At 64.1% G+C, this 19,266-nt stretch carries 21 protein-coding genes; 14 read left to right on the forward strand and 7 right to left on the reverse strand.

The annotated features are described in order from the left end of the window. The first annotated feature begins 31 nt into the window (after positions 1 to 31). From ada to SJI03_RS01595, 4 genes are all read left to right on the forward strand, one after another. Entirely contained in the window at positions 32 to 1,087 is a 1,056-nt protein-coding gene (gene ada / locus SJI03_RS01580; RefSeq protein ID WP_322426032.1) for a bifunctional DNA-binding transcriptional regulator/O6-methylguanine-DNA methyltransferase Ada, read from the forward strand. Next, positions 1,084 to 1,773: a 2OG-Fe(II) oxygenase gene (locus SJI03_RS01585; RefSeq protein ID WP_322426033.1), complete on the forward strand. Its 690-nt coding sequence runs from the start codon at positions 1,084 to 1,086 to the stop codon at positions 1,771 to 1,773. The genes ada and SJI03_RS01585 overlap by 4 nt, the downstream gene beginning before the upstream one ends. 75 nt (positions 1,774 to 1,848) lie before the next feature. Further along, positions 1,849 to 2,043: a hypothetical protein gene (locus tag SJI03_RS01590; RefSeq protein WP_322426034.1), complete on the forward strand. Its 195-nt coding sequence runs from the start codon at positions 1,849 to 1,851 to the stop codon at positions 2,041 to 2,043. 45 nt (positions 2,044 to 2,088) lie between these two features. Continuing rightward, positions 2,089 to 3,501, forward strand: a complete 1,413-nt coding sequence (locus SJI03_RS01595) for a mechanosensitive ion channel family protein (RefSeq protein WP_322426035.1) — start codon at positions 2,089 to 2,091, stop codon at positions 3,499 to 3,501. Positions 3,502 to 3,508: 7 nt separating this feature from the next. On the opposite strand, the gene SJI03_RS01600 is transcribed toward SJI03_RS01595, so the two are convergent. Genes SJI03_RS01600 through SJI03_RS01615 form a run of 4 tightly spaced genes read right to left on the reverse strand, consistent with a single transcriptional unit; the run spans position 3,509 to position 5,560 of the window. After that, positions 3,509 to 4,015, reverse strand: a complete 507-nt coding sequence (locus SJI03_RS01600) for a hypothetical protein (RefSeq protein ID WP_158301072.1) — start codon at positions 4,013 to 4,015, stop codon at positions 3,509 to 3,511. 13 nt (positions 4,016 to 4,028) lie between these two features. Continuing rightward, complete coding sequence (locus tag SJI03_RS01605) at positions 4,029 to 4,478, reverse strand: hypothetical protein (protein WP_322426036.1); 450 nt, start codon at positions 4,476 to 4,478, stop codon at positions 4,029 to 4,031. A gap of 10 nt (positions 4,479 to 4,488) precedes the next feature. Continuing rightward, positions 4,489 to 4,815 carry a hypothetical protein gene (locus tag SJI03_RS01610; protein WP_322426037.1) on the reverse strand — a complete coding sequence of 109 codons (327 nt, stop codon included), beginning with the start codon at positions 4,813 to 4,815 and terminating at the stop codon, positions 4,489 to 4,491. Next, positions 4,808 to 5,560: a hypothetical protein gene (locus tag SJI03_RS01615; RefSeq protein ID WP_322426038.1), complete on the reverse strand. Its 753-nt coding sequence runs from the start codon at positions 5,558 to 5,560 to the stop codon at positions 4,808 to 4,810. Before SJI03_RS01615 ends, SJI03_RS01610 begins: the two co-directional genes overlap by 8 nt. 120 nt (positions 5,561 to 5,680) lie before the next feature. Here SJI03_RS01615 and SJI03_RS01620 point away from each other — a divergent pair, with 120 nt between their 5' ends. From SJI03_RS01620 to SJI03_RS01660, 9 genes are all read left to right on the forward strand, one after another. Then, a complete protein-coding gene (locus SJI03_RS01620; protein WP_322426039.1) occupies positions 5,681 to 6,295 on the forward strand; it encodes a GNAT family N-acetyltransferase in 615 nt (204 codons plus the stop codon). Between the two features lie 58 nt (positions 6,296 to 6,353). Beyond that, positions 6,354 to 8,027: an amidohydrolase gene (locus SJI03_RS01625; RefSeq protein WP_322426040.1), complete on the forward strand. Its 1,674-nt coding sequence runs from the start codon at positions 6,354 to 6,356 to the stop codon at positions 8,025 to 8,027. A 118-nt stretch (positions 8,028 to 8,145) separates the two neighbouring features. Beyond that, the gene (hutU, locus tag SJI03_RS01630) at positions 8,146 to 9,849 is read left to right on the forward strand and encodes a urocanate hydratase (RefSeq protein WP_322426041.1); all 1,704 of its coding nucleotides are present in this window, start codon (positions 8,146 to 8,148) and stop codon (positions 9,847 to 9,849) included. A 19-nt stretch (positions 9,850 to 9,868) separates the two neighbouring features. Next, positions 9,869 to 11,428 carry a histidine ammonia-lyase gene (gene hutH / locus SJI03_RS01635; RefSeq protein WP_322426042.1) on the forward strand — a complete coding sequence of 520 codons (1,560 nt, stop codon included), beginning with the start codon at positions 9,869 to 9,871 and terminating at the stop codon, positions 11,426 to 11,428. Positions 11,429 to 11,448: 20 nt separating this feature from the next. After that, the gene (gene hutG, locus SJI03_RS01640) at positions 11,449 to 12,252 is read left to right on the forward strand and encodes an N-formylglutamate deformylase (protein ID WP_322426043.1); all 804 of its coding nucleotides are present in this window, start codon (positions 11,449 to 11,451) and stop codon (positions 12,250 to 12,252) included. Continuing rightward, positions 12,237 to 13,613: a formimidoylglutamate deiminase gene (locus SJI03_RS01645; protein ID WP_322426044.1), complete on the forward strand. Its 1,377-nt coding sequence runs from the start codon at positions 12,237 to 12,239 to the stop codon at positions 13,611 to 13,613. The genes hutG and SJI03_RS01645 overlap by 16 nt, the downstream gene beginning before the upstream one ends. Then, a complete protein-coding gene (locus tag SJI03_RS01650; protein ID WP_322426045.1) occupies positions 13,613 to 14,188 on the forward strand; it encodes a HutD family protein in 576 nt (191 codons plus the stop codon). Before SJI03_RS01645 ends, SJI03_RS01650 begins: the two co-directional genes overlap by 1 nt. Positions 14,189 to 14,200: 12 nt before the next feature. Continuing rightward, positions 14,201 to 15,427 (forward strand): imidazolonepropionase, encoded by a 1,227-nt coding sequence (gene hutI / locus SJI03_RS01655; RefSeq protein ID WP_322426046.1) that lies wholly within the window; start codon positions 14,201 to 14,203, stop codon positions 15,425 to 15,427. 69 nt (positions 15,428 to 15,496) lie between these two features. Continuing rightward, positions 15,497 to 16,942, forward strand: a complete 1,446-nt coding sequence (locus SJI03_RS01660) for a glycine betaine ABC transporter substrate-binding protein (RefSeq protein WP_322426423.1) — start codon at positions 15,497 to 15,499, stop codon at positions 16,940 to 16,942. A gap of 11 nt (positions 16,943 to 16,953) precedes the next feature. Here SJI03_RS01660 and SJI03_RS01665 read toward each other — a convergent pair whose 3' ends face one another. Further along, complete coding sequence (locus SJI03_RS01665) at positions 16,954 to 17,133, reverse strand: hypothetical protein (protein WP_034746290.1); 180 nt, start codon at positions 17,131 to 17,133, stop codon at positions 16,954 to 16,956. 14 nt (positions 17,134 to 17,147) lie between these two features. On the opposite strand from SJI03_RS01665, the gene SJI03_RS01670 reads away from it, so the two are divergent. After that, the gene (locus SJI03_RS01670) at positions 17,148 to 17,489 is read left to right on the forward strand and encodes a hypothetical protein (protein WP_322426047.1); all 342 of its coding nucleotides are present in this window, start codon (positions 17,148 to 17,150) and stop codon (positions 17,487 to 17,489) included. A 224-nt stretch (positions 17,490 to 17,713) separates the two neighbouring features. Here the strand turns inward: SJI03_RS01670 and SJI03_RS01675 are convergent, their stop codons facing one another. Both SJI03_RS01675 and SJI03_RS01680 read right to left on the reverse strand, forming a co-directional pair. Beyond that, the gene (locus tag SJI03_RS01675; protein WP_099376427.1) at positions 17,714 to 18,220 is read right to left on the reverse strand and encodes a GNAT family N-acetyltransferase; all 507 of its coding nucleotides are present in this window, start codon (positions 18,218 to 18,220) and stop codon (positions 17,714 to 17,716) included. Further along, positions 18,217 to 19,161, reverse strand: a complete 945-nt coding sequence (locus tag SJI03_RS01680; RefSeq protein ID WP_322426048.1) for a DMT family transporter — start codon at positions 19,159 to 19,161, stop codon at positions 18,217 to 18,219. Before SJI03_RS01680 ends, SJI03_RS01675 begins: the two co-directional genes overlap by 4 nt. Positions 19,162 to 19,266 lie beyond the last annotated feature (105 nt).

Consider the following 19,266-nt stretch of genomic DNA (forward strand, 5'->3'; position numbering starts at 1 on the left):
TGACTTGTTATTGACTTGTACGGAGTTCGCCATGGAACACGCTTACCTGACCGACGATGAACGCTGGGATGCCCTGCAGCGGCGCGCGCCCGACGCTGACGGCGTCTTTTACTATTCGGTGCGCACGACGGGCGTGTATTGCCGGCCATCCTGCGCCGCGCGTCCCGCCTTGCGCCGCAACGTGGCTTTCCACGCCAGTTGCGAGCAGGCGGAAGCGGCCGGCTTTCGTCCCTGCCTGCGCTGCAAGCCGCACCTGCCGCCTCTGGCCCAGCGCCAGGCGGCCATCGTGGCCGACATCTGCCGTTTGATCGACGCCAGCGACGAGCTGCCTGACCTGGACAGCCTTGCCAGGGCCGCCGGCATGAGCCGCTTTCACTTTCACCGCGTCTTCAAGGCGCACACGGGCATCACGCCGAAAGCGTACGCGGCGGCGCGGCGCGGCGAGCGCCTGAAGGCCGGCTTGCAGGGCGCGGGCAACGTCACGGAAACGCTATATGCGGCCGGCTTCAATTCCAGCGGCCGCCTGTATGCCGCCACGCCGGGCTTGCTGGGCATGACGCCGGGCGCCTTTCGCGCCGGCGGCAGCGGCGCCGTGATCCGCTTTGCCATCGGCGCCTGCTCGCTGGGCGCCATTCTCGTGGCCAGCACGGACAAGGGCATTTGCGCGATTCTGATCGATGACGACCCGGAAGTGCTGCTGCGCGACTTGCAGGACCGTTTTCCGCAAGCCGAGCTGCGCGGTGCGGAAGCAGACTATGAACAGACGGTGGCGCAAGTCGTCGGCCTGGTCGAGGCGCCAGCTATCGGCCTGGATTTGCCGCTCGACGTGCGTGGCACGGTGTTCCAGCAGCGCGTGTGGCAAGCTTTGCGCGAGATTCCCGCCGGCAGCACGGTCAGCTATGCCGAGCTGGCGCGGCGCATCGGCGCCCCGCAAGGCGCGCGCGCCGTGGCCGGCGCCTGCGCGGCGAACGCGCTGGCCGTCGCCATTCCCTGCCACAGGGTAGTGCGAAACGATGGCGCGCTGTCCGGCTACCGCTGGGGCGTGGAACGCAAGCAGGCGCTGCTGGAACGCGAGGGCGAACGATGAGGGCGCTGGATTGGCAGCAGATCGAGGATGATCTCAATCAATACGGCTGCGCCGTCGTGCCGGGCTTGCTGAATGCGGACGCCTGCGTGGCGCTGGCGGCGCAGTATGACGATGCGTCGCGCTTTCGCAGCAAGGTGGTGATGCAGCGCCATGGCTTTGGACAGGGCGAATACCAGTATTTCGCCCATCCGCTGCCTGACCTGGTGGCCGCGTTGCGCATGGGCTTGTATTCCCCCTTGGCGGTCATCGCCAACCGCTGGCACGCCGCCATGGGCCTCGCTAGCCGCTTTCCGTCCAGCCACGCCGATTTCCTCGCGCGCTGCCATGCTGCCGGGCAAAACCGGCCCACGCCCCTGCTGTTGCGCTACCGCGAGGGTGACTACAACTGCCTGCATCAGGACCTGTATGGCGAGCACGTGTTTCCGCTGCAACTGGCCGTGCTGTTGTCGCGCCCGCAAGACGATTTCACGGGCGGCGAGTTCGTGCTGACGGAGCAGCGCCCGCGCATGCAGTCGCGCGCCGAGGTCGTGCCGCTGGCGCAGGGCGACGCCGTCCTCTTTCCCGTCGCGCAGCGTCCCGTCAACGGCACGCGCGGCAGTTACCGCGTGAACATGCGCCACGGCGTGTCGCGTTTGCGTTCGGGCTTGCGCCATACCCTGGGCATCATTTTTCATGATGCGAGCTGAACGGTAGTTGCGGCGCTTGAGTTTCCAGGATTACATGGCATGATGGCTGCTCCTTGTCACTCTTTCTTTTCTGCCATGTCCGCGTTGCTCCGCCTGTTATGCCTGTTGACCATGTTTTTGCTGCCCGCAGCCCATGCGGACGAGGGCGTGCCCGCGCTCGTTGCGGAGGCCGCGTCCGCCGTGGCGCCGTCGCAGCTTGCGGCCAGGACGGCGCCGCTGATGTTTGCCAACCGCAAGGTATTTGTCTTCCGCGCCGCGCTGGCCGGCTAGCCGCCCGATGAACGCGCCGTTGGCGCGCAGCGCCGCCTGGAAGGCGTGCTGGCGAAGAATGGCCCCCTGCAGACGAGCACGCGCATGATTCCCGAAGGCTCGCAAGTGCTGCTCGATGGCGTGCAACTGTTCGTCGTCGTGCCCGGCGACGTCAACCAGTTGGCCGGGGACACGACAGAAAGCGTGGCGAAAACGGCGGCCGGCGAGTTGAGCAAGGCCGTACTCGACTATCGCGAGCAGAGCAGCTGGCGCTACCTGGCGATCGCCGCCGCCGTGTGCGCTGCCGCCACCCTCGTGTTCTGGTTGGTGTGGCTGGGCTTGACGCGCTTTTACCGCTGGGCCAAGCGCCGCAGCGGCATCCTGCTGGCCTCGCGCCTGCGCGACGTGCGCCTGAAAAACGTGCGCGTGCTCGACGCGGAGCACTACATCGCCTTCGCCTATCAACTGCTGAGCGCCGTGCTGTGGGGCTTGCGTCTGATGGCCACTTATCTGTGGGCCGCCTTCGTGCTGGGCCGCCTGCCCTACACGCGTTCCTGGGGCGAAAGCCTGAGCGGTTATCTGTTCGACGTGGCCGCCGATGTCTTCCACGCCATCATCGGCGCCTTGCCGGGACTGGTGCTGGTCTGCGTCATCTTCGCCATCGCGCGCCTGATCGCCGCCACGGCCGCCTCGCTGTTCAAGCGCGTGGAAAGCGGAGAATTGCAAATCGGCTGGCTGGACAAGGACACGGCCCTGCCCACGCGCCGCATCGCCAGCGTGGTGATCTGGCTGTTCGCGCTGGCCATGGCGTACCCGTATCTGCCCGGCTCGCACACGGCCGCCTTCCAGGGCCTGTCCGTGCTGGTGGGGCTGATGGTGTCGATCGGCGCGTCGAGCATCGTGGGCCAGGGCGCCAGCGGCCTGATCCTGATGTACACGCGCGCCCTGCGCAAGGGCGAATATGTGCGCGTGGGCGACAGCGAGGGTACCGTGGTCGACGTGGGCATGTTCGAGACGCGCCTGCGCACGGGCCTGGGCGAAGAGGTCGCCTTGCCGAACGCGTGGGTGATGTCGCAAACGACAAAGAACTATTCGCGCGCCCAGCCCGGCGGCGGTTTCGTGCTCGACGCCACCGTCACCATCGGCTACGCCACGCCATGGCGGCAAGTGCACGCCATGCTGGAACTGGCCGCCTCGCGCACGCCGGAACTGTCGACCACGCCAAAACCGTACGTGATGCAGCTGGCCCTGCAGGATTATTATGTGCAATACCGCCTCGTCGCCTACGCCAGCGCCGAAGTCCCCCGCCAGCGTGCCGAAGTACTGAACCGCTTGCACCAGAACATCATCGACGTCTTCAACGAATTCGACGTGCAGATCACCTCGCCGCACTACATCGATGACCCGAAAGAGTCGCATGTGGTACCGCCGGAGCAGTGGTTCAGGGCGCCGGCGAAGCGGGGGGAGGAAGATAAATAACGTCGAATTATGGGTGTGATAGATGGGATGGACAGATTTCAGTGCGCCACTCCTGCATGTCGCTGCTAATAGGAATGACTTGCTGACCGCCAGCAGCCGTAGCTTTCACGCAGAATTTTCCTTGATAGCCATAGGTTGGATCGGATGGATCTTTGGGGCGGCCATTCAGGAATACGCTATAGAAATGTCCGGGTATCAGCTTTCCAGCGCGTATGCCCGTCGCACCGGTAGGCACGTTTCCGTAGCGGATGCATGTGCTGGCACGGATGGATAAGGGCATGTCTGGCGGTAGGGAGAACCCCCATACTTCCTTTACCGGTTGCACGGACATGTCAGAAACCATGAGTGCGCCAAGAAATGGCAGGCCATTGCGTGCCTCTTCTTTTTTTGTAATGGAGAAGCAGGGCATGCCGTTGACAGAGTGAATGAGGGCATCAGCGATGCGCGACCACGCCGAGGCATCGATAGCCGTCAGGGTGGCAAGCAGGAATAGCAGCGTGTGACGATATGGCATGGCGACCCTCGCACTATCTGATGAGCGAATGTTCTGGACAGATTTCATCTATCCAGGCTTGGCTATCGCTGTCGATACGGAGAATTTTTCGCTCCCCGGAGATGCTGGTGATTAAGCAAAATTTCCCCACGTAACCGCGAGTAGGGTCCGATGGATCGGCTGGCCCACCGTTCAGAAAGACGTCATACATGCGCCCCGTTTTCAGTGGCGGGGCTTTGGGTGGTTTGACCTCTGCTGTTGCTGGTGCAACTCCATACAGAAGACAGAACTTGGCATGCACAGGAATAGTCGCTGCGCCCGGTAAAAGAAAAGACCATACTTTGACTGCTGGCTTGACGGATACATCTGTCAGTACGACCGCACTAATCTGCGGAACCCCGTTACGCGCTTCTTCCTTTTCAGAAATAGAGAAACAGGGAGTGCCATTTTTTAGCTGTACTTCCGCGTATGCCATGCGGGACATGCCGAAAGCGTCATGGTATGTCAAACAAAGGCTCATGCTCAGCATTACGGCCAGGCAGATTTGCCTTGCTTTTCCTATCTTTAAAAAACTCATGTAGTACCTCTTCATAAAGTTTTAGTGAGTGTTGATATTTAGGTTGACGCATTGCGTCTGGATCTTTTAAGTACTTCAATGTGTGATAGTCGGCGAGCAGATCACCCTGGGCTTCCATGTTGTAGTCTGATAATTTTTTCTTCGGAAGTAGCACATACTTGTAATCCAAACCTAGCCTGACAAGTCCCCGTATCGCTACTGGATAATTCAATTGATGCTGCCAAACATGCACCATTTCATGCATGAACCAGTTTTTTTGGCCTTGGTTTCTCCTTTGAGAAGTCCTTTCGGAATTCCGACTCATGAAAATACATCTCCCCATCCGGTGTCATGGCCACATTTTTGGGCTGCAAGCCAAACCATAGATACGGCTCCCCATGCACCTTGACCTTGTCGTAGTCGATCGCATCCTGGAACAGCATCCACGCCATGTCGATCTCGCCCTTGGTCAGCGGGCGAACCTTGTCCTTCACTTTGACCTGTTTCACGGACGAACCGACATCCTTGTCGGTCGTCTTGATGCCTTCCAACTGGACGACCTTGACGGTTGGCGCAGCGTGTTTTTGCGCGGCGGCGCAGCATGGCGATTTATCCGCGTGCGGCAGGAATTCGGCCTGGGTGATTTGCGCTTCCTGCTTGCTGGCCACGCGCCCCGTGCGTCCCCTGGCATCCGTCGTCCCCGTCCACGTTTCGCCATTGCTCAAGGTGAGCCGGTAGTCGGCGTGCGCCAGCGGCACGTCGGCTTGCGAGACGAATTCCAGCTGCTCGTCATAACCGCAGCACCAGCATTCGTCGGGCTGGCCGGCCAGGCGGTGCAGTTCGCAGCCGCTTGTCGCGTTGCGCAGGGTGGCGCCCAGCACGGGCTGGCCACCGGCGCTGAAGGTGACGATCATGCTGTCGAAGCGCGCGCCCAGGCTGCTCTTCTGGTGCGCCACGAGCTTGAAGAACACGTCGCACGCGGTGGTGCTGATGACATGGTGCCTGGCCATGGGGTATTCCACCTGAAAACCTCAGCGTAGACCTGTGGAGCCTTGCAAGTATTGACTGGGCGCAAGGCCTGCGCGCTTGCGTTAAGATGCCGGGCGTTTCAATGAGAAGAAAGAGTCCCCATGTCCAGTCCATCCAACATCGAAGCCTCCCGCACCGCCCGCAGCTTGGCCGCCGCCCTGGTCGGCGACCCGTTCTACCGCACGGTCACGGTGGCGTGCGGCGAGGACGAAGTGGCGCGGCTGGCGATGCTGGAAGCCTACTTTGCGCTGGCGCTGGCCGAGGGCGAACAGGCGGGCCGCGTCGACCTGGCCGATGCGGTCGGCAATGGCGCGGCCATCTGGACCACGGATACGCCGGCACCACTGCGCCAGGCCGCGTATGCGCAGCGGGAAGCAGCGTTGCGCGTGCTGCTGGGAGAGCAGGGCTTCGCGCATTTCACGGCCATCGTCTGGAACATGGAACACGCGCTGGCGCCGTATGGTCTGCAGGACGCCTGGTATCTGTCGATCGCCGGCATTGATCCCGCAGCACAGGGCCGGGGACTGGGCGCGTCCGTACTTGCGCCTGGCCTGGCGGCCGTCGATGCGGCCGGCGCCGCGTGCTTCCTGGAGACGTATAACGAACGCAGCCTGCCGTTCTATGCCCGCCTGGGCTTCGTGGTGGCGGGGCGGTACGCGGAAGCTGTCACGGGCTGCGATTACTGGCTGATGGTAAGGGAGCCTCACGCTGCCTGATTGACCATTTTGCTAATTTCTATACACTCGTCTTTTTATTCAAGACCTGGAGATGGAAATGCCGACCCCGCGCCGCACCCTGCTCGTTCTCGCCTGCCTGGGCGCCCTGACCCACGTCTACGCCCATGCCGATACCGTCATCGATAACGCCAACGGCTACACGCTCAACGCAGCCGGCAAGGTGGTGCGCTTCAAGGCGCTGGCCTTTGACGACGCTGGCAAACTGCTCGCCGTCGGCAGCGCCGCGCAAGTGAAACGCAAGGCGGCCAAGGGCGCGACCCACGTCGACGTACAGGGAAAAACCGTGCTGCCTGGCCTGATCGACGCGCACGGCCACGTGTTCGGCCTGGGGACGATCGCCAGCGGCGTGATGTTGTACGGTTCGTCCTCGCTGCCGGCCGCCGTGCAGACCGTGGGCGACTTCGCGCGCGCGCATCCGGATCGCAGCTGGGTCGTCGGCAATGGCTGGAACCAGGAAATCTGGAAGCTGGGGCGTTTTCCCACGGCTTTGGAACTCGATGCGGCGGAAAGCGCGCGGCCTGTGTGGCTGCGCCGGGTCGACGGCCACGCGGGCTGGGCCAACAGCCGCGCGCTGGCGCTGGCCGGCATCACGCGCGATACGCCAGATCCGGCGGGCGGCAAGATCGAACGCGATGCGGACGGCAATGCCACCGGCGTGCTGGTCGACAATGCCATGGACTTGATGGACGCCGTGCTGCCCAAGCCCGGCGACGTGGAAAACCGCGCCGCCCTCGATGGCGCGCTGGCGCAGCTGTCGCAGGTGGGCCTGACCAGCGTGCACGATGCGGGCATCGGCCAGATGCAGGACCGGCTGTTCCGCGACTACGCGGACCATGGCAAGCTGACGGTGCGCGTGTACGGCATGATTGCCGACACGACGGACGACTTTGACGCGCTGTCGAAAAACGGCCCCTTAAATAGTTATGCGCGCGACCTGTACGCCCTGCGCGCCGTGAAACTGCTGTCCGACGGCGCCCTGGGCAGCCGCGGCGCGGCCCTGCTGGCGCCGTACAGTGACGATCCGTCCACCAGCGGCCTGCTGTTCTTCAAAGATGACGCCATGCGCGCGAAGATGGAAAAAGCCATGCGCGCCGGCTACCAGGTGAATGTGCACGCCATCGGCGACGCGGGCAACCACCAGATTCTCGACGGCTATGCCGCCTTGACCGCGCAATACCGCAGCGTGGGCCTGCGCCACCGCATGGAGCATGCGCAGGTGGTGAAACTGAGCGACATCCCCCGTTTCAAGAGCCTTGGCATCGTGCCGTCGATGCAGCCGACACACGCTACCTCGGACCAGAACATGGCGGAGCAGCGCGTGGGCCACGAGCGCATCAAGGGCGCGTATGCGTGGCGCACCTTCCTCAAGCAAGGCTCGCGCATCGCCTGCGGATCGGACTTTCCCATCGAGTCGCCGAACCCGTTCGAAGGCATCCACGCGGCCGTCACGCGGCAAAACAGCGAGGGGTTCCCGGCCGGCGGCTGGTATCCGCAGCAAGCGATGACGGTGACGGAGGCGCTGCGCTGTTTCACCCTCGACGCGGCGTGGGCGGCGCACCAGGAAAAGGTCATCGGCACCCTGGAAGCGGGAAAGTGGGCGGACTTCATCGTCGTCGACCAGGACCTGTTCAAGGTCGAACCCAAGGCCATCGGCAAGACGCAGGTGCTGCAAACGTGGGTGGCGGGCAAGCGCGTGTTCGAGAAAAAGTAGACTGTTTTCGCTTGCAAAAATCTGTTGACTTGGTTGTATAGACAACCTATGCTGGGAGCACCAGAGCGGGCCACGTAGTGGGCCAAGTATGCCCGCTCGCACCCTACGAGGAGACAGCATGAACAGCACAATGGACACCGATCCACGCTTTGATGCCAGCCGTACCATCCGCGCCCCGCGCGGTACGGTCATGGCTTGCAAGAGTTGGCAGGCCGAGGCGGCCTACCGCATGTTGCAAAATAACCTGGACCCGGAAGTGGCGGAAAATCCGCAGCACCTGGTCGTCTACGGCGGCATCGGCCGCGCGGCCCGCAACTGGGCCTGTTTCGACCAGATCCTCGCCTCGCTGCGCGAACTGGAAGACGACCAGACCTTGCTGATCCAGTCCGGCAAGCCGGTGGGCGTGTTCCAGACCCACGCGGACGCGCCGCGCGTACTGATCGCGAACTCCAACCTGGTGCCGAAATGGGCCAACTGGGAACACTTCAACGAACTCGATCGCCAGGGCCTGTTCATGTACGGCCAGATGACGGCCGGCAGCTGGATCTATATCGGCACGCAGGGTATCGTGCAGGGCACGTATGAAACCTTCGCCGAAGCGGGCCGCCAGCATTTCGGCGGCGACTGGGGCGGGCGCTGGATATTGACGGCGGGCCTGGGCGGCATGGGCGGCGCGCAGCCGCTGGCCGCCACCATGGCGGGCGCCGTCTCGCTCAATATCGAATGTCAGCAAAGCAGTATCGACTTCCGACTGCGCACGCGCTACCTGGACAAGCAGGCGGCCAGCCTGGACGAAGCCCTGGAACTGGTCAAATACCACACCGAACGCAAGGAAGCCATTTCCATTGGCTTGCTGGGCAACGCGGCCGAAGTGCTGCCGGAACTGGTGCGCCGCGCGAAAGCGGGCGGCCTGGTGCCCGACCTGGTGACGGACCAGACGTCCGCGCATGACCTGGTCAACGGCTACCTGCCGCGTGGCTGGAGCGTGTCGGACTGGAAGGCGGCGCAGCAAGACCCGCAGCGCCATGCGCGCTTGACGGTGGCGGCCTCTGACTCCTGCGCCGCCCACGTGCAGGCCATGCTCGATTTCCACGCCATGGGCGTGCACACCGTCGATTACGGCAACAACATCCGCCAGGCGGCGTTCGACCAGGGTGTGCAGAATGCCTTCGATTTCCCCGGTTTCGTGCCCGCGTATATCCGCCCGCAGTTTTGCGAAGGGCGCGGCCCGTTCCGCTGGGTGGCCCTGTCGGGCGATCCGGAAGACATCTATAAAACGGATGCGAAGATCAAGGAGCTGTTCCCGCACCACACGCAGGTGCACCACTGGCTGGACATGGCGCGCGAGCGCATCGCCTTCCAGGGCCTGCCGGCGCGCATCTGCTGGCTGGGACTGGGCGAGCGCCACATCGCCGGCCTGGCTTTCAACGAGATGGTGCGCACGGGCGAACTGAAGGCCCCCATCGTCATCGGCCGCGACCACCTCGATACGGGCTCCGTCGCCAGCCCGAACCGCGAGACGGAAAGCATGAAGGACGGCACGGACGCCGTTTCCGACTGGCCGCTGCTGAACGCCATGCTGAACACGGCCGGCGGCGCCACCTGGGTCTCGCTGCACCATGGCGGCGGCGTGGGAATGGGGTATTCTCAGCATGCGGGCATGGTCATCGTGGCCGACGGTACGGAAAGCGCGGCGAAACGCCTGGCTAGAGTGCTGGTCAACGACAGCGGCTCGGGCGTGATGCGTCATGCCGATGCCGGCTACGAAACAGCGGCCGCCTGCGCCAAGCGCAACGGCCTGATTCTTCCCATGCTTCCTTGAGACTTAGACGCGAATGACTATGACACAGCACTCCAAAAGTTGGACCCTGAAACCGGGCGCGATGACACTGGGCGACCTGCGCGCCGTCTGGGCCGCACCGGCCAAACTGATCCTCGCCGCCGAAGCCTATCCCGTCATCGAGGCGTCGGCCGCCGCCGTGCAAGCCATTGTCGCCAAGGGCGATGCGGCGTATGGCATCAACACGGGTTTCGGCCTGCTCGCCAAGACGCGCATCCCAGATGAAAAACTCGAGCAATTGCAGCGCAACCTGATCCTGTCGCACTCCGTCGGCACGGGCGAGCTGCTGTCCGACGCCGTCGTGCGCCTGATCATGCTGATGAAGATCGGCAGCCTGGCGCGCGGCTATTCCGGCGTGCGCCCGCTGATCGTCGACACCCTGATCGCCCTGTACAACGCGGGCATCATGCCGGCCATTCCCGCCAAGGGTTCCGTCGGCGCTTCGGGCGATCTGGCGCCCCTGTCGCACATGACCCTGGCCATGCTGGGCGTGGGCGACGTGCGCGTCAACGGCGAACTGATGCCGGCGCCCGAAGCGCTGGCGCAGGCGGGCATCGCCCCCGTGGTGCTGGCAGCGAAAGAGGGCCTGGCGCTGATCAACGGCACGCAAGTGTCGAACGCGCTGGCGCTGCATGGCTTGTTCATGGCCGAGCGCCTGCTGGAAGCGGCCATGGTCACGGGCGCGCTGTCGCTCGACGCGGCCAAGGGCAGCGACTCGCCGTTCGACGCGCGCGTGCATGCCGTGCGCGGGCAGCCGGGACAGATTCTGGCCGCGCAGATGTACCGCCAGCTGGTGGCGCACAGCGCGATCCGCGCCTCGCACCTGGAAGGCGACGAGCGCGTGCAAGACCCGTACAGCCTGCGCTGCCAGCCGCAAGTCATGGGCGCCTGCCTCGATTTGATCGGCAATGTAGGCCGCACCCTGCTGATCGAAGCCAACGCCGTCACGGACAATCCGCTGATCTTCCAGGACGGTCCCAACGGCCAGGCGGAAATCGTCTCGGGAGGGAACTTCCACGCCGAGCCGGTGGCCTTTGCGGCCGACACGCTGGCGCTGGCGATCGCCGAAATCGGCGCGCTGGCCGAGCGCCGCATCGCGCTGCTGATCGATGCGACCCTGTCCGGCCTGCCGCCCTTCCTCGTGCGCGATCCGGGCGTCAATTCCGGCTTCATGATCGCCCACGTGACGGCGGCCGCGCTGGCGTCGGAAAACAAGTCGCTCGCGCATCCGGCCAGCGTCGACAGCCTGCCGACATCGGCCAACCAGGAAGACCATGTGAGCATGGCCACGTTTGCCGGGCGCCGCCTGGACGATATGGCGCACAACACGGCCGTCATCGTCGGCATCGAACTGCTGGCCGCCGCGCAGGGCATCGATTTCCACCGTCCGCTGAAAACCTCGCCGCACCTCGAACATGTACACCAGCAGTTGCGCCAGAAGGTGCCGTTCTTCGACGCCGACCGCTTCTTCGCGCCGGATATCGAAGCGGCCAAGCAGATGGTGTTGCACGGTGAGTTGAGCAGCACGTGCAAGAATTTGTTCGCCCCGCTGTACGCTTGAGCGGGAGCAAGGAGACAGGCATGGATTTCCGCTTCAACGAAGGCAGCATCCCGCTGCTGGTGTCGATGCCCCACGTGGGCACCGACATACCCGACGATATCGCCGCGCGCATGACGCCGCAGGCCTTGATCAAGGCCGACACGGACTGGCATTTGCGCGAGCTGTATGGCTTCTTGCAGGAGATGGATGCGTCCGTGCTGTCGGCGCGCTGGTCGCGCTACACCATCGACTTGAACCGCCCGCAGGAAGACACGAATCTGTATCCGGGCCAGGATACGACGGGCTTGCTGCCCAACGATACCTTTCACCGCGAGCCGCTGTACCTGGCCGGCCGCGAACCCGATGCGCAGGACGTGCAACAGCGCTTGCAGCGCTACTGGGCGCCGTATCATGCGCAGCTGCGCGCGGAACTGGACCGCATGCTGCGCGTGCATGGCGCCGTGGTGCTGTGGGATGCCCATTCCATCGCCTCGCGCGTGCCGCGCTTCTTTGACGGCAAGCTGCCCGACCTGAATTTCGGCACGGCCGATGGCGTCAGTTGCGATGCGGGCCTGACGTCCGCGGTGATCGATATCGCGCGCGCGCAGGATGCCTTTACCGTGGCCTTGAATGGCCGCTTCAAGGGCGGGCATATCACGCGCCATTACGGCCAGCCGGCCGGCCGCGTGCATGCGATCCAGCTGGAGATGTGCCAGTGCCTGTACATGAATGAACCTGGCATGGATGAAGCGGCGCCATTTGGCTACCGGCCCGACCTGGCGGCAAAGGTGCAGCCGCTGCTGCGCCAGATGATGGAAGCGGCCGTGGCATGGGTGGCGCGTTGAGCGGCTGGCTGTTCGCGCTCCACGCGCTGCTGCCGCAAGGCTGGCGCCGCGACGTGCTGCTGGAGTGGGACGCGGCTGGCGATTTGATGGCGGTGACCGACAATGCTGCACCGCCGAACGGCGTGGAAGTGGCCGAATATGTCTTGCCCGGCATGGTCAACCTGCATTCGCACGCGTTCCAGCGGGCGCTGGGCGGCATGACGGAAGTCGCCGGTGATGGGCCGGACAGCTTCTGGACCTGGCGCGATCTGATGTACCGTTTCGCGCGCCATATCACGCCGGAGCAGATGGAGGCAATCGCCGCGCAGCTGTTTGCGGAATGCCTGCGCCATGGCTATACGGCCGTGTGCGAATTCCACTACCTGCAGCGCGATGCGGCCGGTGCGCTGTATGCGCGTCCCGCCGAAACGGCGGAACGGGTGCTGGCCGCGGCCCGTAGCAGCGGCATCGGCCTGACCATGCTGCCTGTGCTGTACAGCCATGCGGGTTTCGGCGCACAGCCCCTCAAACTCGAGCAGGCGCGCTTCCGCACCGATGCGGATGATGTGCTGCGCATCGTCGAGGCGCTGGCGCCGCAGCGCGGCGGGCAGGTGGAGGTGGGCTTTGCGCCGCACTCGCTGCGTGCGGCCGGCGTGGCGCAGATCCGCGAAGTGGCGCAAGCGCTGCCCGCGGGCCGCCCCATCCACATCCACATCGCCGAGCAGCAGGGCGAAGTGCGCCAGTGCCTGGACTACTGCGGCCGGCGCCCGGTGCAGTACTTGTACGACCAGGTCGGCGTCGATGCGCGCTGGTGCCTCGTGCATGCGACGCATGTGCAGCCCGATGAAGTGGCGCTGATGGCGGCCAGCGGCGCCGTGGCGGGCCTGTGTCCGACGACGGAAGCAAACCTGGGCGACGGCTTGTTCCCGCTGGCCGAATTCATCGCCGCCGGCGGGCATTTTGGCGTTGGCAGCGACAGCCACGTGTCGCAGTCGCCGGTGGAAGAATTGCGCTGGCTCGAATATGGCCAGCGCCTGCAACGGCAGCAACGCAATGTGGCCGCCACGGCAGATGAACGCCGCGTGGGAGATTACCTGTGGCAGGCGGCCCTGCAGGGCGGCGCGCAGGCGGCCGGGCGCAAGCTCGGTGTCCTGGCGCCGGGCTGCCGCGCCGACTTGCTGGTGCTCGACGACGCGCATGTGAACCTGTGTGGCGTGGCCATCGCCGATGTGCTGGGCAGCGTACTTTTCTGCGGCAACGACAACCTGGTGCGCGACGTGCTGTGCGGCGGCCAGTGGCAGGTGCGCGATGGGCGCCACGTGGCGCAGGACGCCATCGCCACCGCCTACAAGCGCACCCTGGCGCAATTGAGGGCACTCTGATGGCGACCTTCATCCCGCAGGAATGCCTGCGCGCCGCGCCGTGGAAAAACGGCGGCGGCAGCACGATGGAAATCGCCATTTCTCCGCCCGGTGCCGGCCTGACGGAATTCGACTGGCGTATCAGCCTGGCGACGATCACGGCCAGCGGGCCGTTTTCCAGCTTTCCCGGCATCGACCGCAGCCTGATGCTGGTCGATGGCGACAGCGTGCAGCTGACGCTCGATGGCGCGCGTAAGGTGACGTTGAGCGCGGTGCAACCGATGTTGTGGTTTCCCGGCGAGGCGGTCGTGGAGGCGCAAGTCAAGGGGACAACGACGGATTTCAATGTGATGACGCGGCGCGACCGCTGCCGCCACCAGCTGGAAAAAATCACGGCCCCGTGCCGGCTGGTGCGGCGCAGCGCGGCGACCTTGCTGTTTGTCGCCGGCGAAGGCCACGTGCTGGCCCGCGGCGGCGACCAGCAGTTCGCGCTGGCCCGCCATGACGCGCTGTTGCTGGACGCTGACGATGCGCAGGAATGGCGGCTCGACGCCTTGCAGCGTTCGACCGTATTGTGCGTCGACCTGTTCATCTAGGAAGGAAACACCATGCAAGACTGGGATCTGGTCATCCACAACGTCCACCTGGCCACCATGGAACACGGTTATGGCGAATTGCTCGACGCGGCCATCGCCGTCAAGGATGGCCGCATCGCCTGGTTCGGCCCTGGCGACGATCTGCCGGCCAGCGGCGCGGTGCTGCAGGACGGCCAGGGTTGCTGGCTCACGCCTGGCATGATCGACTGCCACACGCATATCGTCCACGCGGGCAACCGCAGCGACGAATTCGAGGCGCGCCTGAATGGCGCCAGCTATGAAGACATCAGCCGCGCCGGCGGCGGCATCATGTCCACCGTGCGCGCCACGCGCGCGGCCAGCGACGATGAATTGCTGCGGCAAAGCCTGCCCCGCGTGCTGGCGCTGCTGGCCGAGGGCGTGACCACCCTGGAGATCAAGTCCGGCTATGGTCTCGACGCGGACAGCGAAGCGAAGATGCTGCGCGTGGCGCGCCGCATCGGGCAAGAGCTGCCCGTGTCCGTGCGCACCACCTTTCTTGGCGCGCACGCGCTGCCGCCCGAATATGCGGGCCAGGCCGACGCGTATATCGACCTGCTGTGCGCGCAGATGCTGCCCCAGCTGGCCAGTGACGGCCTGGTCGACGCCGTCGACGCGTTTTGTGAGCGCATCGGTTTTACGCCGGCGCAGACCGAAAGGGTGTTTGCGGCGGCGCGCGCCTTGAACCTGCCCGTCAAATTGCATGCGGAGCAGCTGTCGGACCTGGGTGGCGCGGCGCTGGTGGCGCGCTACGGCGGCCTGTCAGCCGACCATCTGGAATTCCTGTCGGAAGAGGGTGTCGCCGCCATGGCGCAACACGGCACGGTGGCCGTGCTGCTGCCGGGCGCGTATTACTTTTTGCGCGAGACGCAGCCGCCGCCTGTCGCGGCCTTGCGCGCGGCCGGCGTGCCGATGGCAGTGTCCACCGATTGCAATCCGGGTACGTCGCCGATGACGTCCCTGCTGCTGGCGATGAACATGGCGTGCACCTTGTGGCGCTTGACGCCGCAGGAAGCGCTGGCCGGTGCTACCTGCCATGCGGCGCGCGCGCTGGGCTTGCAGCATGAAACGGGCAGCCTGGTGGTGGGCAAGCGCGCCGATTTTGCCCTGTGGCGCATCGCGCGCCCGGCCGACCTGGCGTATGCGCTGGGCCTGAACCCGTGCGCGGGCGTGGTGCATGGCGGTGTCTGGCGCGCGCCGGTGGTAAGCTTGCCGGATTGATCATCCGTCCTGGAGCGCCGCGTGCGTGTTGTTTACCTGTTGTTGTTGCTGGTCTTCGCCGCCGCGCCCATGTCCTCCCTTGCCATGGATGGGGGCACCCTGAAGGTGGGCTCGAAGCGTTTCACGGAATCGTATATTCTCGGCGAAATCCTCCAGCAGAGCGCCGCGCCGCACGTCAAGGCGCAGCACCGCCAGGGCCTGGGCAACACGGCCATCGTGCTGGCCGCGCTGCAGGCGGGCAGCATCGACGTGTATGCCGAATACATGGGTACCATCGGCAGCGAAATCCTCAAGCACGACAAAGCCATTGACCTGGAACAGATGCGGCGCGAACTGGCGGCGCTGGGCCTGGGCGTGGCCGTGCCGCTGGGCTTTAACAATACGTATGCGCTGGCCATGCGCAGCGACGAAAAATCGATTGCCAGTCTGGCGCAGCTGGCGCAACACCCGGCCCTGACATTCGGCCTGTCGCATGAGTTCATCGGCAGGGTCGATGGCTGGCCGGGCCTGGCCGCGCGCTATGGCTTGCCGCAGCGCCCGCGCGGGCTCGATCACGGCATCGCCTATGAAGCGCTGGCGCAGCGGCAGGTGGACGTGATCGACATCTATTCGACGGACGCGAAAATACGCCAGTACGGCTTGCGCGTGCTGGCCGACACGCAGCAGTATTTTCCCCGCTACGACGCCATGCTCCTGTACCGGCTCGACGTGCCGCAGCGTTTTCCCGCCGCCTGGCTGGCGCTGCAAGGCTTGCAGGGGCGTATCAGCGAGAGCGACATGATCGCCATGAATGCGGCCGTGGAAATCGATGGCAAGACTTTTTCTGACGTGGCGCGCCAGTGGCTGGCGTCCGGCACGCGGGCGAACAAACCGGCCGGCGCGCGCAGCAAGCTGCTCGATAAAATCATCGGCGACGATTTGTGGACACTGACGCGCCAGCATCTGACGCTGGTGCTGCTGTCGGTGGCATTGGCGTGCGTGATCGGCATTCCGCTGGGCGTGCTGGCGGCATTTTCGGCGCCGCTGCGGCAAACGGTGCTGGCCTTCGTCGGCGTGCTGCAGACGGTGCCGTCGCTGGCCCTGCTGGCGATATTGATCCCCGTGCTGGGCATGATCGGCACGGTGCCAGCCTTGGTGGCCCTATTCGTGTATGCCTTGCTGCCCATCGTGCGCAACACGTGCACGGGCATCTTGCAGGTACCGCAAGGCTTGCGCATGGCGGCGCTGGCGCTGGGTTTGAACAAGCGCGACCGCCTGCTGCATGTGGACTTGCCGCTGGCCTTGCCCGTCATGCTGGCAGGCGTGAAAACGGCGGCCGTGATGAGCGTGGGCACGGCCACCATCGCCGCCTTCATCGGCGCAGGCGGTTACGGCGAACGCATCACCATCGGCCTGGCGCTGAATGACAACGACATGCTGCTGGCCGGCGCGATCCCCGCAGCCGTGCTGGCCCTGCTGACGCAAGGTCTGTTCGAGCTGGTGGAGCGCTGGGCCGTGGCCGGCCGGCAGCACTGACGGCATCACGGTTACAGCGAGTGCAGTTTGGAGCGCACCGAGACGACGGCCTGGTGCAGGATGCGTTCAGCCTGGAAGTCGTTCTCGCGCTGTTCGGCGATGGCTTGCAAGTCGCGCGTGTAACGCTCCAGGCGGGAGCGCAGGTAGGCGCGGTAGATTTTCATGACGAGCGGTTTGGCAGAAACATTCATGATGTGGCTCCCAGGTGCGTAATGATGCGTTCATTTTGTGTGAGCGGAATGCCGCCACTTTGCGCCATATCAAATGCCATGACCCCGTCAAATTGGCGTGTTTGACATTGCACAATGCCCGCCAGAGCGAAGATGCCACACTGAATCTTCCCTGCTCGCCTGGTCATCATCAGCCGTCGCAGGCCCTGATTCCTTCAAGCATATTCAAGGAGCGTCGCATGGTCATTTTTGCCGTGGTTGCTGGCTGCACCGCCTGCCTGACAGTGTACCAAATCTATAAAAATGCGCAGGGTGGCAGTGGGGTTGCGCAACAACATATCGGTTTGCACGGCACATTGATTGAACCACGGAAATAATCAGTGTCTTTCGAGCGACACTCGGTGACACTTGGTTAGCGGATTTAAGTCAAATGTAAGGCCCGGTAAGCAAATGTAAAGGTCGGCGCCGTGGCAAGCGGCAGCGTTTATATTGATAACCGTTGATTGCATTCTCCCCCTCCCACTTGACAATGGGTTCACCCCGCGGTGCCGCTAGCCCGCGGGGATTTTTTTTGGAACTTACGCTTACAGTTCCCCTCCAATCAGGCAAGCTTTGGCGTACCCGCCGACAATTGCGTCAAGGCATCGCCAGCGACCCGGCAGATGCGCCAGTCCGGCATCACGTCCGCGCCCATGCCCTTGTAGAAGTTGATCGCGTTTTCATTCCAGTCCAGCACCGACCATTCGAAGCGGCCGCAATCGCGTTCGACGGCCAGTTGCGCCAGCGCCACGAGCATCTGCTTGCCATAACCCTTGCCGCGCACCGACTGTTTCACGTACAGGTCTTCCAGGTACAAGCCCTTGCGGCACAGGAAGGTGGAAAAATTATGGAAGAACAGGGCGAACGTCACCACTTCGCCATTTTCCTCGCCCACCAGCGCTTCGCATGCGGGATGGGCGCCGAACAGGCTGTCGTGCAGCATGGATTCCCTGGCGATCATCATGTGTTCGAGTTTTTCAAACACGGCCAGTTCGTGGATCATGCCAAAGATGGCGGCCACGTCGGATGCGGTGGCGGGACGGATGGCGAGGGAGGAAGAGGTGCTCATGTTGCCTTTGTGGATGGAGTGGTGGAAAGGGAAGCGATGGGATTCGTCTTGCGCGCCCCCGACGTCAGGGCCCAGGCCACGCTGGACAGGCACAGCACCATGCCCACCCATTCGATGGCGGCGGGCCGGTAGTGTTCGAACTGCACCGACAGCAGCACGGAAATGACGGGCGTGACGACACCGATGTACACGGTCTTTTGCGTGCCGATGCGGGCGATTAAGGTGAAATAGGCGCTGAAGGCGATCACCGAGCCGAAGATGGCCAGGTACACCAATCCCATCCAGTAACTGGGGCGCGTGGGCAATTGCCAGGACTGTCCCGTGGCGATGGCCCAGACGGCCACCATCAAGGTGCCCCACAGCATGGTCCAGGCCATGGTCAGCATCACGTTGCCGGAGTGTTCGCGCACTTTCATGACGAGGGCATTGCCCACCGTGCTGGACACGGTGGCTACCAGGGCCAGCATGAAGCCGAGCAGAAAATGGCCATTGCCGCCACCGAGAATATCGTGCAGCGCCGCGCCGATGGACTGGTAAAACAGCAGCACGATGCCGCAGATGGCGACGAACGCCGCGCAACACGTGCTCCAGGTGATCGGTGTGCCGAAAGCGATGCGGTTAAGCAACGGCGTCCAGAACACCATCAGCGCGAACAGCACGCTGACGAGGGCCGACACCAGGTATTGCTCCGAGCTGTAGGTGCATACATAGCTGAGGGCAAACGAGGCCAGGCCCTGCAGCAGCATCCATTTTTGCGCGCGCCATGGCAGGCGCAAGCGGTCGCCGCGCACGGCGCACCAGGCAAACAGGGTGGCGGACGCGAGGCCGAAGCGGTAGACCACGGAAACGGCGGGGGCGACATCGCCCAGCTGCAAGGTGATGGCCCAGAAGGTGGAGCCCCAGATCAGGCAGGCAATGATGAACAGGAGAGGAGATGACATCGCGCAAGTATACGGGCATCGCGCGTCCCGGTCGAGTTTGGCAAATGCGCAGGCAGGCATTGAGCCAGCGCAGTGCTTCTGGAAAATGTTGAATTTATGAAAATA

Origin of the sequence: Janthinobacterium sp. GMG1, from assembly GCF_034427795.1 — a bacterium.
GTDB lineage: Bacteria > Pseudomonadota > Gammaproteobacteria > Burkholderiales > Burkholderiaceae_D > Janthinobacterium.

Coding starts and splice junctions, on each gene's coding strand:
- SJI03_RS01620 (WP_322426039.1), top strand. CDS start 5,681: ATGTCCAGTCCATCCAACATCGAAGCCTCCCGCACCGCCCGCAGCTTG.
- SJI03_RS01645 (WP_322426044.1), top strand. CDS start 12,237: ATGGGTGGCGCGTTGAGCGGCTGGCTGTTCGCGCTCCACGCGCTGCTG.
- SJI03_RS01625 (WP_322426040.1), top strand. CDS start 6,354: ATGCCGACCCCGCGCCGCACCCTGCTCGTTCTCGCCTGCCTGGGCGCC.
- SJI03_RS01600 (WP_158301072.1), bottom strand. CDS start 4,015: ATGCCATATCGTCACACGCTGCTATTCCTGCTTGCCACCCTGACGGCT.
- SJI03_RS01660 (WP_322426423.1), top strand. CDS start 15,497: ATGTCCTCCCTTGCCATGGATGGGGGCACCCTGAAGGTGGGCTCGAAG.
- SJI03_RS01680 (WP_322426048.1), bottom strand. CDS start 19,161: ATGTCATCTCCTCTCCTGTTCATCATTGCCTGCCTGATCTGGGGCTCC.
- SJI03_RS01650 (WP_322426045.1), top strand. CDS start 13,613: ATGGCGACCTTCATCCCGCAGGAATGCCTGCGCGCCGCGCCGTGGAAA.
- SJI03_RS01675 (WP_099376427.1), bottom strand. CDS start 18,220: ATGAGCACCTCTTCCTCCCTCGCCATCCGTCCCGCCACCGCATCCGAC.
- hutG (WP_322426043.1), top strand. CDS start 11,449: ATGGATTTCCGCTTCAACGAAGGCAGCATCCCGCTGCTGGTGTCGATG.
- SJI03_RS01590 (WP_322426034.1), top strand. CDS start 1,849: ATGTCCGCGTTGCTCCGCCTGTTATGCCTGTTGACCATGTTTTTGCTG.
- SJI03_RS01610 (WP_322426037.1), bottom strand. CDS start 4,815: ATGCATGAAATGGTGCATGTTTGGCAGCATCAATTGAATTATCCAGTA.
- hutU (WP_322426041.1), top strand. CDS start 8,146: ATGAACAGCACAATGGACACCGATCCACGCTTTGATGCCAGCCGTACC.
- SJI03_RS01665 (WP_034746290.1), bottom strand. CDS start 17,133: ATGAATGTTTCTGCCAAACCGCTCGTCATGAAAATCTACCGCGCCTAC.
- SJI03_RS01585 (WP_322426033.1), top strand. CDS start 1,084: ATGAGGGCGCTGGATTGGCAGCAGATCGAGGATGATCTCAATCAATAC.
- hutH (WP_322426042.1), top strand. CDS start 9,869: ATGACACAGCACTCCAAAAGTTGGACCCTGAAACCGGGCGCGATGACA.
- SJI03_RS01615 (WP_322426038.1), bottom strand. CDS start 5,560: ATGGCCAGGCACCATGTCATCAGCACCACCGCGTGCGACGTGTTCTTC.
- hutI (WP_322426046.1), top strand. CDS start 14,201: ATGCAAGACTGGGATCTGGTCATCCACAACGTCCACCTGGCCACCATG.
- SJI03_RS01605 (WP_322426036.1), bottom strand. CDS start 4,478: ATGTCCCGCATGGCATACGCGGAAGTACAGCTAAAAAATGGCACTCCC.
- ada (WP_322426032.1), top strand. CDS start 32: ATGGAACACGCTTACCTGACCGACGATGAACGCTGGGATGCCCTGCAG.